The sequence below is a fragment of the Mesorhizobium sp. B3-1-9 genome, assembly GCF_006439595.1.
In the GTDB taxonomy this organism is placed as follows: Bacteria; Pseudomonadota; Alphaproteobacteria; order Rhizobiales; family Rhizobiaceae; genus Mesorhizobium.
The window spans coordinates 24,104-39,679 of the sequence record NZ_VFTJ01000030.1 but is presented as its reverse complement, the minus strand read 5'-3'; the positions used below and the strand labels follow the sequence as shown (position 1 = coordinate 39,679).

Annotated in this window: 11 protein-coding genes and 1 pseudogene; 3 read left to right on the top strand and 9 right to left on the bottom strand. The window is 58.4% G+C overall.

Features of this window, described 5'->3' with window-relative positions; all coding sequences use genetic code 11:
- Positions 1-529 precede the first annotated feature (529 nt).
- The 6 genes from FJW07_RS30105 to FJW07_RS30080 all read right to left on the bottom strand — a co-directional run bounded on the left by FJW07_RS30105 (position 530) and on the right by FJW07_RS30080 (position 8,578).
- Positions 530-1,750, bottom strand: coding sequence for a PAN domain-containing protein (locus FJW07_RS30105; RefSeq protein WP_140859814.1), 1,221 nt, complete (start codon positions 1,748-1,750; stop codon positions 530-532).
- Positions 1,734-3,389: a hypothetical protein gene (locus tag FJW07_RS30100; RefSeq protein ID WP_140859808.1), complete on the bottom strand. Its 1,656-nt coding sequence runs from the start codon at positions 3,387-3,389 to the stop codon at positions 1,734-1,736. Before FJW07_RS30100 ends, FJW07_RS30105 begins: the two co-directional genes overlap by 17 nt.
- 724 nt (positions 3,390-4,113) lie before the next feature.
- A complete protein-coding gene (locus FJW07_RS30095) occupies positions 4,114-4,932 on the bottom strand; it encodes a thermonuclease family protein (RefSeq protein ID WP_246680907.1) in 819 nt (272 codons plus the stop codon).
- A gap of 38 nt (positions 4,933-4,970) precedes the next feature.
- Positions 4,971-5,471, bottom strand: coding sequence for a hypothetical protein (locus tag FJW07_RS30090; RefSeq protein WP_181182765.1), 501 nt, complete (start codon positions 5,469-5,471; stop codon positions 4,971-4,973).
- Between the two features lie 451 nt (positions 5,472-5,922).
- Positions 5,923-6,324, bottom strand: a complete 402-nt coding sequence (locus tag FJW07_RS30085; RefSeq protein WP_140859794.1) for a hypothetical protein — start codon at positions 6,322-6,324, stop codon at positions 5,923-5,925.
- 577 nt (positions 6,325-6,901) lie between these two features.
- The gene (locus tag FJW07_RS30080; RefSeq protein ID WP_140859789.1) at positions 6,902-8,578 is read right to left on the bottom strand and encodes a winged helix-turn-helix domain-containing protein; all 1,677 of its coding nucleotides are present in this window, start codon (positions 8,576-8,578) and stop codon (positions 6,902-6,904) included.
- An 89-nt stretch (positions 8,579-8,667) separates the two neighbouring features.
- Between FJW07_RS30080 and FJW07_RS30075 the strand changes: the two genes are divergently transcribed.
- Positions 8,668-8,943 carry a hypothetical protein gene (locus FJW07_RS30075; RefSeq protein ID WP_140859783.1) on the top strand — a complete coding sequence of 92 codons (276 nt, stop codon included), beginning with the start codon at positions 8,668-8,670 and terminating at the stop codon, positions 8,941-8,943.
- A gap of 140 nt (positions 8,944-9,083) precedes the next feature.
- Here FJW07_RS30075 and FJW07_RS30070 read toward each other — a convergent pair whose 3' ends face one another.
- Both FJW07_RS30070 and FJW07_RS32205 read right to left on the bottom strand, forming a co-directional pair.
- Positions 9,084-10,379: an extracellular solute-binding protein gene (locus FJW07_RS30070; protein ID WP_246680908.1), complete on the bottom strand. Its 1,296-nt coding sequence runs from the start codon at positions 10,377-10,379 to the stop codon at positions 9,084-9,086.
- Between the two features lie 164 nt (positions 10,380-10,543).
- A pseudogene (locus FJW07_RS32205) lies at positions 10,544-10,982 on the bottom strand (dihydrofolate reductase).
- A 428-nt stretch (positions 10,983-11,410) separates the two neighbouring features.
- On the opposite strand from FJW07_RS32205, the gene FJW07_RS30060 reads away from it, so the two are divergent.
- Positions 11,411-12,913 (top strand): winged helix-turn-helix domain-containing tetratricopeptide repeat protein, encoded by a 1,503-nt coding sequence (locus tag FJW07_RS30060; protein ID WP_140859774.1) that lies wholly within the window; start codon positions 11,411-11,413, stop codon positions 12,911-12,913.
- A 412-nt stretch (positions 12,914-13,325) separates the two neighbouring features.
- Here the strand turns inward: FJW07_RS30060 and FJW07_RS30055 are convergent, their stop codons facing one another.
- Positions 13,326-14,855 (bottom strand): tetratricopeptide repeat protein, encoded by a 1,530-nt coding sequence (locus FJW07_RS30055; protein ID WP_140859769.1) that lies wholly within the window; start codon positions 14,853-14,855, stop codon positions 13,326-13,328.
- Between the two features lie 148 nt (positions 14,856-15,003).
- On the opposite strand from FJW07_RS30055, the gene FJW07_RS30050 reads away from it, so the two are divergent.
- A complete protein-coding gene (locus FJW07_RS30050; protein WP_140859763.1) occupies positions 15,004-15,306 on the top strand; it encodes a hypothetical protein in 303 nt (100 codons plus the stop codon).
- Positions 15,307-15,576: the final 270 nt, after the last annotated feature.

The window sequence follows — 15,576 nt, the reverse complement described above, 5'->3', positions numbered from 1 at the left end:
CCTGAAGGTCACAGGTTCAAATCCTGTCCCCGCAACCAATTTTATCATAAATCAATAACCGTCCCGGTCTAACCGGGACGGTTTTTTTGCGTTTACGCCTGACCCACAGTTGGCCGCAGGTGTATCGATTAGAGCGCCGCGCAGCCGGAGTGCAAAGCAGCGCAGCCTTCGTCAATGAGGCCGATCACCTTGCCGGAGCGTAGCGGCTTACCACCATGCCGCTGGCATAGGGGCTTCGAGCCGAGCAGCTTCAGCCGGGCGAAACCGCCTTGGTCGAAGATGCGGCGGCCGGCGCCCAGCGCGGCCGGATCATGCTACTGCTGTTCGGATGGCAAGCTGGTCACTTGCGGACCGCAAAGTCTGAAAGCCATCAATTGTTGAGGCTCAACTCGGGTGATCGACGGCCGATCCCAACGCCATCCTACACAGGCGACTCGCGGTTCTCACCGGAAGCCACCTTGCGCCGTGGGTCGGTCATTTTCCTGGCCCCGTAGGATGACTCGGCACGGGATGTCGGATCGGCGCCAATTCAATTTCGGGTGGCTTTAACGCCGGACGCCACGCCCTTGAATGCAGACGACGATGTCAAGGTGTCGAGCATGGCGCACATGTTGTTCGGACTATCAAAATTGAAGCCGAGACATCTCTGATCAGCCGCGCAGGCCATCACACAGTCGGGATAGCTGCTCCGAACATTCGCGTAAGCCTCTCCAACGACGACTGTGTCCTTGGCGAAAACAAGACTAGAGTACTTAAGATTCGCCTTAATGGCTCCCTTCGCCGCCATCACTGCGTCCGGACTCCTCACCAGAATCGACCCGTTATTTTTCATAAAACAGGCGGCGTGCTTCTTATCGTAGGTGAGTGCCAAGCAGCGGCGATCCGCTTGGCATTGGGCCTGACACTGTTCAAGAGAGACATTCCAGGCGGGCATACCCGGCAAATCGTTTCCGATTGCGTCCCATCCGTCCTGCGCAGACAGTTCGTCGGCCGCGGCTGCTGCTTCTTTCCGCTGCTGGTCCATGTCGAAATCGCTTGGCGAGAAACTGGCCTCGTCGAGCCAGAGGCAGCGGCTGGCGAGCTCTCGCGCGGAACTGTCATCAAGGCCCACCGATGCAAGTGTCTCGCTAGATGACACCGGTGCCCGGGGCCTCGACGTAGGCGAGAGTCTGTCGACAAGGCTTACCTGGACTTCAACTCCGGTGTTTGCCAGCTTTCGCGTGTAACACCAAGCCGTATCCCAAGTGGGGTCTTTCTCACTATCAAAATGATGGCCCGACTCGAGTTTCCAAGTGCTACCAGCGTAAGTCACTTGGCGATATGCGAACTTCACAAAATCGAATGTATCTGGATTGGAGGGATCCGTAGGAAGCCGTGACTGCTCTGTCGACGTCGATTTCGGCTTGTCCGTCTTTCCTTCCTCCGCGACTGACTCGTCTCTTGAAATTTTTTCTTCTGACTTTTTCGCCCCTTTTGGCTGGATCTCTTTGGGGCTTGATGGCTCGTTTTGGGCGACCGGGGGCTCCGACTGGATCACCGTTCGGTCGCGAGCAAAGATCAGCCATACACCAATGCCAATCCCAACGGCGGCAATAGCGATAGCAGCGCCGCTGGCCAGTCGCCGAAATGCATTGGCACGAGCGATCTTGTCGTGCGCATCGGCTTCCGCCTGCAGGGTCGGAATAGCCGACCGTTTGATTTGCAGATCCACCGCCTGTTCGAGAAGCTTGGTGTTATGTCGTACGAGCACGTTTACTACCCCGTTTCGCCACCGTTGTCGGCGCGTCAAGGTCTAGTTGCAGCTCACGCTGGGGGTCTTTCTCTATTCGATCGTATTGCCCTTTTGCAGAAACCTTCACCAGATCGACTACTTCCGGGGGCAGTTCCCGATCCAAGACCCGGCGTAACGCTTCCGGGTCGTCAGTAAGAATCGGGACATAAAGGATCTCTTTGACGACTTTCTCGACTTCGACCGGAACCTCGATGCGCTTTTCGACTTCTCTGTCGACCGGCACCTGTACCGGTACGTTCCGGACACGGCGCCACCGCCAGCGGAGCAACATGCGGCGTAGCAAACGCGAGAATTTGCTATCACGCTGAACTTCGGGCTGTGCGCCGATGCGTTGCAGGGCCAGCGCAACCATCGCTGTGATCGGCCCCGCCAATGCAGCGATGAATGCAAGCGAGGCGAACCAGATGGTCGACACCGTGCCGGCCTGAGCGTCTGTGACATCCTCCGGCTTCACCCCATACCAACGAGCTGCCAGCCTGCGTATCTGGTCGTTTCGAGCGACCGGGAGGCGTTCTTTTTCCAACCGGTTCAGTTCCGCCATGATCGCGTCTTGCCGCTTCTGATTGTTCCCGAGCGTCTCCGACTTGCGAGTTGCCGCTTCCTGAGCGGTTGCTAACGCAGTACGTGCTTCATTAAGCTTTCGATCCCAATCGGCAGCGGTGTCGTCGTAAAGTTTCTCCAGATCGTTGCGCCTAGCCTCAAGACGCTGTTTGTCCTCTTGGGTCATAGCAGGACTATTTTTTCGCAACCTCTCATATTCAGCGCGGGCCGCAGCGACTGCAACCTCAAGTTCTGCCAATTTCGGCGCGAACTCGGCTTCCTTTTTGGGCCGCGGGTTAGCCAGCTTGTTCAGCCCTTCTTCGTTGCGCTGGACCGACGCAAGGTCCCCTTTCTCGCGTGCGCTCTTTATGCGATCAACGTAGCTATCCCGCTGTCCTTCGAATTGCTCAACGGCGTCCTTTATCTCTCGATCGCGCCGATCCACGAGCGCGCCCAGCGCTGCTTGTTTCTCCTCGAGAGACACTTTGGCTTGCGCCGCGGCCGGTGAAAGGGTGGTTGCGGCTTGCAGCTCTTCGTCAACCTCTGTTATGCGTGCACGCAATTTGTCGCGCTCGGCATCAGCCAATCCACTGAGCTGTTCGAGATCGCTTCGGGCCTTTGCCTCGTCGTCGGTGTTTCGCAAGCTCTCGGCTTCAGCCTTGAGATTCTGAAGCTCTTGCTGGAACGCTTTCGTTTGGTTGGCGAAGTTGGCGTACTGCACCTCGCGCATCGTGCTGGCACGCTCCAATCCAAGAAGGACTGTCTCAAAAGTGATGCCGGCCAATACGAGTAGAAACGCCAGGATCACCGGTTTCCAAAACCACGAGGCGCCGAACAGAAGTGTGGCGATTGGGATTTTTGTCAGCTCAGCAATCGAGATCATAAAGAACGGGGCACTTGCAAGGACAAGGTCCATTGAGTCCGCCGCCTCATTGGCAACAAAGCCGCGGTAACTCAGAGCGACGCCGGTTGCTAGACCGATAATCGCCGCAACGATTTCAAGTGCCCACGCGCCGCGATACGTCCACTGGCCATAGCTCGCCAGTTTCTGGCTCATTGCCGTGTACATATACAAACCCCACCCGTTACAAACCCATCTTGACACGCGACGCCAGCAATTGCAGCAAAATTTACCGTCAGATGCTGCGTATCTTCGAATACGGTGAATAACCGGCGAGCCCAAGACAAAGACGTTGCTGCGTCTGCCACGAATGGTCTTTGGAAGAATATTGACGCCGACGCCGTGATCGCAGTCTGTCAAAAACTTTTCAATCACAGTATGACCGCTTCAGTGTCAATTTCAGACTATCAGAAAACTGGCTGCCACCGCCTCTCCGATTCCGACCTGGACGAATTGATTATTGAAAGCGCCAGGTTGCGGCAGCTGGGCTGCGTGAGGCACCTGCGTGGCGCTATCAGCGCCTATGTTTAGTTTGTCCACGCGAGCAACCTTCTAGAATGGCCGCCAACAGCGCAAACCGAGCGCCTCTGCGAGAGAGCATTGAAGCACCTAGGTTTCGAGCTCCCCTGCATTCTTGACCTCGACTATATAGTCCGCTCGCTGCAGCGGACGGTCCAGTAGCCGGCTTCTTCCGATTCACCCATGAAGATCATCTTGCTCGCGCCTGTGCAGTTGCAGGCGTTCGAAATGATCGAGTGAAACGCGGTTAGTCGATTGGGCTCCGGAATACTCTCAACAAGGTCAGATGCTCGACCTGCAAACGCAGCCCCTGGCAGAAGTGAAAATACCGCAGCAAAAACGGCTGTGAGCGCTCCGTCGGTCAGCATTGGCTCTCGCATGGAATACCGTCCTTGTCGCGATCGAGCTTGCCGCCCCAAGAACAGTTGGCAAGGTACCAATTCGCTTCGTCGCAGGAACTGATCTGAGAACAGGTTCGCCGTGGCTGGCAGGAGTAGCCCGACGACTCCGCCTGCGTATTCGGTATGGCCAAGCGCTGCTTTGCGGCTGATTGCTCAGCCTGCTTGGCGCGCCAGGTCCATGGCTCGTCGAAAAAGCCTTTCCATAGCCCAAGCTTGGCTACTTTCGCCGCTGCCTGCTGATGGGCATAGGCGCCATAGCTGTATTTAGGCCAGTCGAGCGCGAGACCGTTCTTGACGAGCCAATCGGCGACGTCGGCGCCATCCGCCCTCGCACACTTCCCGACAAACCGGCCGTATTGATCCCAGGTCACATACTCACACGTTGTAGGATTCGATTTGGCCAAGAACTTCTGCAGGCTTGATGTGATCTGCCATCCGCACGAGTAGTTGAAGTGCTTCGCGTCTTCACACTGCTGAGCATATTCCGGAGCGTCTATGCCGTTGAGACGGACGCGCGTGCCTCCAATCTCTATCGTGTCACCGTCGATCGCTGTGGCTGGACCCGCAAGCGTTGCGATCTTGGGCTCCGGCTGCGGTTCGGATCTGGCGATTGAAGGCTGCGATGACGGAAACGCGTTAGGAGTGGGGGTACTCGTCGGAGTTGATTTGACAAGTAGGCGTTCATTAGTGGTCACGGTCTGGCCGCTTGGGCTCATCGGCGTCTGCCGATCAGAAGGCCAATGCCAAGCCACCAGACCCAATAAAGCGAGCCACGCCAATCCCCTGACCTGCCTTGCGGCCACGACGACGCAGCCCCTTAAGACGCTGCCGGATTGATGCCGGCCGCTCTCAGGCGTGTGCCAAGCTGCGCCCGCGTGGCACAGGCAGCCTTGTCCCCGGCGACGCACTTCTTGTCGGCATCTGACCAGTCCAGCAGAGCAGTGTTAATCCAACTGCCGGGCGCGCGCGCGACGCCATAGGGTGTCGGTGTGGTTCCAGCCGCAACGGCCGCTGCTGCCGCGGGGGCTTGGCCATGCGGCGCTCGTTTCCAGCCGTTGATGATGAGACAGTTCCTCATGAACTTGTCTTCAGCGATAGCGTTGCCCAGCGCGTTGCCTATGCCCGCGCCAGCGACAAAAGCCGGCGACCCAATCGCAATATAGCCTTGGTCGGCTGACCGTTTTTGCAATTCGCATTGAGCATGGGCGACGTCGAAACTCGGCCCAAACCCTATCTGAACGTAGTCCGCTTGATTGCTAGTCTGACAGCCGCACAGCACGGCGCTGGCACAAAGTGCCATCAACACCTTTACTCTCATACCCCCAAGCCCTCCCACGGCTTAGGGTTAAGCATCTCTTAAAGAGAATATTTGTGCAAGAGCAAGAGCTATCAAGAGTAAACGCGACCGGGTCGATAAGCCGTTACCGCTGGCCACGGCAGCCGCCCCGCTTGGCCAAATTCAGAGGGCTTTCTCATCTCGGTCATGCCCAGTGCCCTGGCGCAAAATGGCGTGCGGCATCTTCCCCCCTGAAGGCATTGCTAACTGGACAGGTATGGTGGCCGGTTGCCGATTGGTGTACGCGCTGCTGCCATCGCCGCGGCTTCTGGAGCGGATATCTTGTATGTGCTGCCGTGCGACTGGACTCAGTTGGCCGGCGCTTTGATATCTGATCGATACGTCCAAGTCTGCCTTTGGTCGACTACATCAGCAAGGTCGATACTCGTGCAAATCATCTTTCGGCTTAAGTAATCAGGGATCTGGATCCAGCCTATGCAGCGGTACTGTTGCCGTCGATTGGGCGCTGAAAGGTTTTCGTATAGGCGATTACGACAGTGTTGACGCCGCCCAACACTTCTTCGCGCAGCCTTCGACAGTTTGAACGATAAGGCGTACCGTCAGTATTACGATTGTTATTCAATGAGTAAGGTGAGCCCCGCCACCGTTCATACGGCGCCTTTCGTTCATATTTCCGGCCGTTTTCATAGAGAACCTCAGAGTGTCTTACTACGCGCGGATTGCTGTTGATGACGCCGTCCCATGTAGCTTGAAGCTTGATGGTCACTTCGTTTGCGCGGATCAAAGGAAAGCATCCGGCCTCTTCAACGTGGGAGCCCGCCCAACACACTGAGAAGGAAAAGGCTGCTGTGGAAATAGCTGTGGCGATGTACACAACGACCGATCTCGAAAATCCCATAGGGCGCCGTTCCGTCTGAGCGCGTTGCAACTGCGTTCGACTGCTAAGGAATCTCATGCGAAGTTTGCAGGTTAAAGCCGGTGCCAGCAACCAATTCTATCATAAATCAATAACCGCCTCGGTCTAACCGGGGCGGTTTTTTTGCGTTCGAGGAGAACGCAACCGTCGCGGCGCGTCGAAAGGTGTGTCCGGTTCGGAAATCTTTCGAAACGAAACGGGAACGCGAGCAGGTCAACGCGCCTAAATTCGGCTTTCAGTCAACTTTGAAGGCATCGACTTCTAGCACGTAGCGTTTGGCAGCGCGCCAGCACGACACCCAGGTGCCATGTTTTAGACGACCGCTTTGCGCCTGATGTCGGCCATTAATGCAAATTTTTGTGTCCGCCCAGACGCGGACATCGCGGATGACCATGCTGCAAGTCGTAGTCACGCAAATTCCCGCCATCCCACACCCAACTTTCTTGTGAAGGCAACCCCGCGCTCATAGCACAAAAGACTTCAAGGTGTTTTGCGGATCAGTCGGTCTTCTGAGGGGTCGCCCGCGGGCAGCCGTTCACTCCGGCAACCCAGCGAACCGCATGTGTTCGATCCAGCGGTCGAGGCTTCCGGGTGCGGTCCAAATCTTGTCCCACTCCCTGCGTTCTTTACTGATCGATTCACTGGGAGTGTTCTGGAGGAAAACGGCAAGCGCTTCCTTTGCCTCTCGCTTGTTTCCCAGACAAGCGTGGATCCCCGCAAGCATTCGGTGCGCGCCGCTCGGGATTCTGGACATTTTCCGCATCGCCGCCAGCGCGGCCCCGCAATCGTTCTTTTCCCAGAGCGCCCAGCCCATCTGCCAGTTGAAGTCGTCTGGGTAGAAAGGATCGATGCCCATGGCCTGCTTGATCCGATCGATCGCTTCGTCTGTATGGCCAACATAGAGTAGCAGATCCGTGCTGCGGACCAGGATATCCGAGTTGCTGGGATTCAGGGCGATAGCCTGATCGTACCGGGCAAGGGCCTGCTCGACCTCGCCGGCTTCGGTATGGATGCTGGCGCGGATATTTTGCGCTTCAGCGTCATCAGGAGCGAGCAGGATGGCCTTGTCGGCGTATTCGGCGGCGCGCTTCAACGCCTCGTCACGGTTGGCTTCCTGCTCGTGCCAGCCGAATATCGCATCGTTGCGATAAGACCAGGCCAGCCCGATATAGCCGAACTGCGAGTTCGGATCCTCTTCGATCGCCTTGAGGTTCAGCTGCCGAAACCGCTCGTTCCTCGCGGCCGAGAAATCCTCTCTGATCTCGGCAATCCCCATCAGGTGATAGTGGAGCGCGCTGACCCTGGCGGCACCGCTCTGTGGCAAGGGGCGCTCGATCCTGCGCCCAACCCGTTCCGCAAGCGTGCGGATGATTTCCTCCTGGACGACGAAAAGATCGCCGATCTCGCGGTTGTAGGTGTTGGCCCAGACATGCGATCCGTCATGCGCATTCAGCAACTGGGCGGTCACTTTCAGCCGGTCTCCCACCTTCTGCTGGCTGCCCTCAAGCAGGTAGTCGACCCCGAGTTCATCTCCGATCTGCCTGGTGTCGGTCGGCTTGTCGCGGTACCTGAAACTCGAGTTCCGGGCGATGACGGCATAAGTCTTGCTTCGTGCCAGGTCGGTGATGATCCCCTCGGCAACGGCATCGCTGAGATATCCCTTAGCCGCTCCGGTACTGAAGTCATCGAAGGGAAGGATTGCAATCCTGGGCATGTCGTTCGAAGGAACCGGAGCGGCTCGCCATACTTCCGTGCCGTAATATGCGCCGATCGCTGCCGCAACAAGAACGAGTGCAGCAAGAATGAAACTGCGTCGCGAGAATCGTGTCTTGGCCCGTTCCGTGCCGGTTGCGGCGTTTGGTTCTGCCGCGTCCGACGGATCGGCATTCAGCCGGTAGCCTCTCTTTGGGACGGTTTCCACGATCACGTGCGCCTCGTCCTCCATGGCGCGGCGAATATCGGCAATGCATTGAGTGAGGCTGTCGTCAGTCACGAAGGTATCGACCCAAACCGCCTGCATCATCGCATTCTTGGACACGATCTCGCCCGGTCGCGCCGCGAGCACGGAGAGCACCTCCGCGGATTGGCTGCGAAGATTGACCGCTTTGCCTTCGACGGTTCGGAGTTGTTTGCTTTTTGGCAGGAAGACAAAACCGCGAAACGTGATCGTTTCAGCAGATTTCAGGTCAATTTCAGGAGCCTTTCGGGACATTTCACCCTCATGGCGCGCTCTCTAGCCTAGCCCATTCGGCCGCCGCATCCAAGGCATCCTGGCGGCACTGGATTCGACAAGAGGCTGACATGAAACGGACCAGATTTATCATCGCTCTTGCTCTCCTTTTGACAGCGCAAACGACTGCAAAAGCGGATTCCCATATTGTGAATGCAACCGCGCATATTATTTCTCTTACATTTGTAAATGGCGGTATTGAAGAACGGCGAGAGCAGAAACCGTTCGATACATACGCCCTCTGTCTCGCATGGAAACATCAGAAGGAATTCCTTCCGCCGGATCCGCCCGCTTTTATTTCTTTCGTATATTGTGCGCAAACAGAGAAGACGCTCGCATCATCCTGAGCACGACTGACTGGAGGTTGTGCGAATGTTTGGTGCGAGCTAAGGCGGCGCCGATACTCTCATCGACTTGAAGGTCCGCATCCGAGGCCCGAAACTGCCGGTCCGCTTCGTGCCCTCCAAGGCTGCCGATCAGCATCGCGTCAATGGCAGCCGTACTTGGCGACAGTGGCCTCCCAGTCGGAGGCCAGCGCGTTCAGAACCTCCGCTGCATCGCCTTGGCCGCCAACGACGTAGGGCCCAAGCCTGTTGTTCATCTGGATGAGCAACTCGCCGTAGTAGCGTTCGGTCCAGAAGTCCTTGACGACCGCCATGCTCTCGAAGAAGGCGCGATTGTAGGGCGTATCATTCAGGAACGCAGGGGAAGCTAAAACCTCGGCGTGCGCGGGATAGCCTCCGAGTTGCGCCCACCGCCGCTGGGTGTCCTCGCGGATAAGCCATTCCAGAAAGCGCATCGATTCATCCCGCTTCTGCGAATAGGAAACGATCGAAATGCCCTGGCCGCCCAGCGCCGAAAAGCGTTCACCACGAGGGCCGGCCGGATTTGCGAAGAATCCGGTATCTGCCGCGTGCGGATTCACGGCTGGATTCAAGAGCGTCGGAAAGAAGGCAAAAAAGTTCATGCTCATTGCCGTCAGTCCCTCGGTGATGGCGCGGTTGTTCTCCTTTTCCTGGAAGCCGTTCCCGCCCCAGTGAGGCGGACCGAACGTATAGAGCTCGCGATAGGCTTTCAGCGCTTCGACGGCCTGCTTCGAGTTGACGAACCCCTGTACCTGACATGTCGCGTAGTCGGCGAGATCGCCACCGAAACTGAACAACGCGTTCTCGTAGCCCATGACCAGGGTTTCAATGCCAGTGTAGGCGTAGATGGCTATGCCATAGCGACCGTCGTCGGGCCGGTAGAAGAACTCCGCAATATCGCGCATTTCGCTCCAGGTCTTGGGCGGGGCGAGCTGATACCCATACCGGGCCGCGAATGCCTCCTTTTCGGCTGGGTCCTCGAACCAGTCCTTGCGGTAAGCCCAGCCGACGGCGTCGGCCTCAAGCGGGACTGACCAGTATCTTCCGCTGCCTTGCGGATATTCCGAATAGTGGGTCATCGTTGCAGGCAGCATGATCTGATTCAGGTTGTTGTCCTGCACGAACGACGTCAGATCGACGTAGTGCCCGCCGGCAGTCGCAGTGCCGAGCCATTGCGAGTCGCCGACGACAAGATCGAAGGCGTCCCCATGACCGTTGAGCTCCACGAACGTCTTGGTCATGAAGTCCGCCCAAGGAGTGGTCTCGACGGTGACTTTGACGCCTGTCTGAGCGGTGTACTCGCTCACAAGTTCCTGCAGGTAGCTCGCCGGATCCCATTCGGCCCAGAATATCGTCAGTTCCTGCGCTTCGGCGCGGACGCCATAGAGTGCGGCCATCGCTCCCGCGGCAGCGCCCATGCACCAAAGTCTCAGCATGATCCCCTCCCTTGGGAGCGCAGCAAGCATGCACGATGCTAAACCTTACGCTGCGTCATGCGATTTGTCATCGGCCGTCGCGAAACCGGCAGCAGGCTTTGGCGCGGCGGGACGCGTCGGTGTCGTCCGTCGGGCGAGTCGCGCGATTAAGCAGGAACCTGTGTCAGCCTAACCACGTCCTCGCCAACTAGATCGTTGGCCACAAGGCGGATCGGGGGCCAGCGAAAAATGGCGTACGGCGACCAAGAACTACGGGGCGATACTCGTCAATAAGACCAAGGTCGGTCAGGCTTCGCGCCAGATCTGGTCCGGCAACTGCAATCTCCCCAACGTGCTGAGCCTTCAGCCCACGGATCACCACCTCGATGCCACCCTCGACAAGTATGCCGTTGGGGCCGACAGACTTCAATGAGCGCGACACGATCCACTTCGGTTAGCGCCGCCAAGCCGCCGCGAACTCGTGTTGCTCCGCACTCCACTCAGGAACGTCTTCGTCCCAATAGCGTTGCAGCGACCGTACACACTGCCGGCCAGGTTGCGCACGTGCTCTATCCAGTGACGGAAAGAGCACGGGCCTGTCTGCATTTCGAGATGGTCGAGGTAGCCGTCCAGGGATTTTTGCCAGGGTGAAGAGCTGGTCGGCGGCACAACTGTCCCATAAGTCGGCAAGTGCTTTCGCATCAGGGGAGCCGCGCGCAATCGCTATCTCGGGCCGGCGTTCACAACCAGTGGCCTTGATCCGACAGTCCGAGGTGCAGCGACAGAAACGCTGACGCCGGACAAGCCCTCGGTTGCGGTTTTTTGTCGTTCTCGCAACTAAGGGGCAATCCTGACCAGGAGAGCCGGGCATGGACATAAGCAGGTCGGCCGCGGGCTTGCCTACCATTTGCTCCGGAGGGCCTAGCCGAACTTGGAGATGGGAGATTACGCAACTTTTCCAAGAGAGTTCGGCCCGGGGCTTTACCGGATGCCGAAACTCTTCCGAAAGTTTCCGAAACGTCTAATATGCCTAGATGCAGGGGACTCGCATCGCTTTTGGTCCGTTCGTACTCGATCCCGACATCGGGACGCTCCTTAGAGAGGAGATCCCGATCGCTGTTGGGCATCGGGGGCTGACGCTGCTTGCTGCGCTTGCGGCACGGCCCGGCGAGATCCTGACCAAGGCCGAGCTGCTGGACGCTGCCTGGCCGGGAACCGCCGTTGAGGAAGGCAACCTTACCGTTCAAATCGCGACACTAAGAAAGGCTCTCGGTCCGACTGATAATGGCGGTGAGTGGATCGCCACGGTGCCTCGCGTCGGCTACCGCTTCACCGGGACTGTCAAGCCGGTGGCGAGCGCGCCCTACAAACCGATACCGCCGTCCGGCAAGCCTTCGATCGCGGTGCTGCCTTTTGCCAATCTGGGCGGCGATCAGGACCAGCAGTATCTCAGCGACGGTATAACCGAGGACATAATCACGGAGCTGGCCAGGTTTCGCTCCCTCCTCGTCATCGCGCGCAATTCGTCTTTTCAATTTCGCCATCCGGCAATGGACATTGCCGAAGTACATCGCAAACTCGGAGTTCGCTATCTCGTCGAAGGCAGCATAAGAAAACTCGGTGATCGCATTCGGATTACCACACAACTGATCGACGCCGCCACCGGCACCCATCTATGGGCCCAACGCTACGATCGGGCCCTTAACGACATCTTCGCGCTGCAAGACGAGGTTGCGGCGCTTATCGCCTCGATGGTCGAAGGGCAAGCGGAGGCCGAATCGGCGACCCGCACCAGACGCAAGCCACCCGCCGATTGGGATGCATACGACTACTACCTGCAGGGGCGCGCGCATTTTTACCGATATGAACTGGAAAAGTCTGAGCCCCTCTTCGTCCGGTCCGTCGATCTCGATCCAACATTCGCTCAAGCCCACGCCTTCCTCGCGCAGGCCCTCGTCGGCAGATTTTGGTACGACAATGATCCGCGGACGCTACAGAAAGCCTGGGACTCGGCACGGACGGCGCTCTCTCTCGACAGAAGCGATGGCGTCTGTCACCAGAGCATGGGGCTGGTGCTTACACACATGCGCCAGCACAGCGACGCCGGAGTGCATTTTGAGCGAGCGCGCTCGTTGAACCCGCTAGACGTGAATATAGCGGGGGATTACGCAAGCTGGCTCAACTACGGCGGACGGGCCGAGACGGCACTCGACGTGCTCGAAACCGCGCTCCTGCGCGAACCGTTACCTCCGGTGTGGTTCTGGGAGGTGAAGGGCAGCTCTCTGTTCCTGCTTGGAAGGTACTCGGAAGCTGTCGGCTCGTATCGGAAGGCCGGTGACCAATTCTTCATCCATGCCTTCCTCGCAGCGTCATACGCACATTTGGGCGAGATGGAGAAGGCGCGCGCTGAGGTCGAGGAAGCACTGACAAGGAAACACGAGCTGACTGTCCGGCTGATTTCAGGTCTTCCGTTCACCGATCAAGTCGCCCTTGAGCTTTTCACGTCGGGCTTCAGAAAGGCCGGTTTTCCCGTGTGAACGCCTTAGCAAGGCTGCATTCCAGATCGGGCGTCCAAGTTTGCGGGGTGCGGGCATTCGGGTCGGGTGAGAGCCGCAGCGGCCTTGGCGGGTTTTTGCGAACTACTAGGTGACAGCTTCGCGCCGCATGCCGGCCATAGAGACAAACTTTGCTTCCGCCCGAAAACAGGCATCGCGGGTGGCTATGCTGGAGGTCTCGGTCGCGCCACCTCCGGGCCGTTTTGCAAGCGATGCCGCGAAGGGCGCGCCTCGCGCATCGCGCTACGCATGGCTGTCAAACTGTATAGTGCGATTGTCGAGAGCAGCGATCTCTATGGCGACGGGCGTGGCTGGAGCAGGAGGCCGCGGAAGATCGGAGCGGCTAACTTATTCCGACTGCGCGGGCCGGAGAAAGTATCGCAGACGGCTAGGCCTACAGCGGCAAACCCGCCTTGATATAACCGTCGAGGAAATGCTGCCGGTCTTCATCGCGTCTAAAAGGCTGCGTAGCTGCCCACCGAGATGCGAGAAAGCCGGGATTTATCTCAAGGAACCGGCAGGCTTCCTCGTGAGCTTCGGTGAGCTGACCGAGTTGCGCCAGGCTCGCAGCAAGGATGCGCTTTGCCGGCAGCCGGCCAACCGCCTCCTTGCGGAGAACCCCGACCGCCTGGGTATATTGGCCGGCAGCATAGTACGCGAACCCGAGGTCCCAGTAGTACCAACCCGGCGGATAGGGGTTGAGTCGGAGAGCATTCTCGGCCAGTTCGACGGCATCGTGGGGCTGGCCCTGCAGGACCCTCAAGTTCGCCATGTTCACCATCGTGTCGGCATGGTTCGGGTTGATCCGCAGTGCCGTTTGGAGTGCGGACTCCGCCTCTTCGAGTTTGCCCTCGCAGAGCCAAGCATACCCAAGGACGCTATGCGCCATAGGACCACTTTTATCGAGCGACATGGCCTTCTGAGCGTAAGCGAGTCCGAGGGCCTGGTTCGCGTTAAACTCCTCCCCGTAGTGGATCGCCGAGCCGTAGTGCGAAACGGCGAGCCATGCGTGGGCCTCCGCCAGATTCGGATCGAGCTCGATGGCCTTGGTGAGGAGAGTACGAGCAAGATCGTTTCCGGAGGGCGAGTGCATGACAAGAACGCGCCCGCGAACGAGGAAATCATACGCTTCGATCGTCGTCCGGCGCCGGGGCGTATCATCGAGCACTGGTCCAAGCGGCAGCACGCTAGCCAAGGCCGCGACGACCTTGCGGACTACTTGGTCCTGCAGACGAAAGACGTCGGCCAAATCACCATCAAAGCGCTCGGCCCAAAGACATCTGTTCATCGTCGCCTCAGTGAGACGAACCCCAATTCGGACCTGGCCTGCGACGCGGCGCACGCTGCCCTCGACGACATAGCGGACGCCCAGTTTCTTGGCGATCGATTGCGCATCGGCGGACCTTGCTTTGAAAGCGAACGATGAATGGCTTGCGATCACCAGGAGACCCGGAACCTTCGACAGGTCGGTGATCAGATCGTCCACCAAACCGTCGGCAAAATGTGCCTGCTCCGGATCGACGCTCATGCTCGCAAAGGGCAAGACAACGATCGAGGGGTCCGCTTCGAGCGTCCGGTCGGCGTCGACGATTGGAACCTCGCGCTCCTGGATGGTAAGCGAGCCTGCGAACCGATAGCCCACCCGCGGGAAAGTCGCGATCCACTCTTCCCCGTCGGCCGAGACCCGCAGCCGTCTCCGAAGGGCGGCGATCTGAACCGTCAGATTGCTTTCTTCCACGTTGGTATTCGGCCAGGCAGCGTCCATCAAACCCGCCTTGGGCACCACTTGACCGTGTGCCTCCACCAACGCCTGCAGCAGTGCGAGGGGTTTGCTTCCAATCGCAACAGGCAGGCCGTGCTCGAATAATGCGCTGTTGCCAGCGTCAAGCACAAAAGGACCGAATGCGAAGAGCAGAGGCGCCATGGCCTATCATAGACTTTCGGAAAAATTTTGCGATCAATTCGGAGCTTCTTCGGGATTAGCGCCGCGAAATCGCCGATGCTCTCCACCGCGAACCACCCTGAACGGGAAACTGTCCGTAGTCTAGCACAGCACCAAGGGAGTTAATGATATGGCGAAACTAACATTGGCGATGAGTGTGCTTGCCAGCGTGACCGCGCTTTGCGGCGATGCCGTAGCCGATTCCTCAATGGTCGGTCCTACATACATCGGGGATCGGGCCGCGGATCCCGAGGACGAGACGTTCGCCTATTTGGTGAAGACTGAAAGCGATCGGCCGCTCGCTTTCATCGGGCCAGCCCGCAATATGGGTCCCGTCACGGGCGACGCGGAGAGGGACACGATCGCGTACCGGCCGCTGTTGGGGGTGCAGAGAGATGCCCTTTGGTCATTCGTGCTCGTGCGCGAGTGGTGAGGTTTCAGATGCGGCGAGGGCTATGGAGTGCCGCCTGCCGCCGTCCACTGTGACGGTCTTGCGGCAGCGAGCCAAGGTCGGGCGCGATCGACTGTCCAAGGCCCATAATTGCGCCTATAGTTACAGATCGCTGGAATGACCTGACGGAGCCAGCGACTGAGAGCGGATTTTGCGCCCCAAGACACGCGCATCTAACCCGCATATTTTTGCACGCTCTCAAGATTGCCCGCCTCGGCCGGCCTCCCTTTTCCATGGTTCCGGCCGCGATAC

Coding starts and splice junctions, on each gene's coding strand:
- FJW07_RS30100 (WP_140859808.1), bottom strand. CDS start 3,389: ATGAGCCAGAAACTGGCGAGCTATGGCCAGTGGACGTATCGCGGCGCG.
- FJW07_RS30090 (WP_181182765.1), bottom strand. CDS start 5,471: ATGAGAGTAAAGGTGTTGATGGCACTTTGTGCCAGCGCCGTGCTGTGC.
- FJW07_RS30080 (WP_140859789.1), bottom strand. CDS start 8,578: ATGTCCCGAAAGGCTCCTGAAATTGACCTGAAATCTGCTGAAACGATC.
- FJW07_RS30075 (WP_140859783.1), top strand. CDS start 8,668: ATGAAACGGACCAGATTTATCATCGCTCTTGCTCTCCTTTTGACAGCG.
- FJW07_RS30070 (WP_246680908.1), bottom strand. CDS start 10,379: ATGGGCGCTGCCGCGGGAGCGATGGCCGCACTCTATGGCGTCCGCGCC.
- FJW07_RS30060 (WP_140859774.1), top strand. CDS start 11,411: ATGCAGGGGACTCGCATCGCTTTTGGTCCGTTCGTACTCGATCCCGAC.
- FJW07_RS30055 (WP_140859769.1), bottom strand. CDS start 14,855: ATGGCGCCTCTGCTCTTCGCATTCGGTCCTTTTGTGCTTGACGCTGGC.
- FJW07_RS30050 (WP_140859763.1), top strand. CDS start 15,004: ATGGCGAAACTAACATTGGCGATGAGTGTGCTTGCCAGCGTGACCGCG.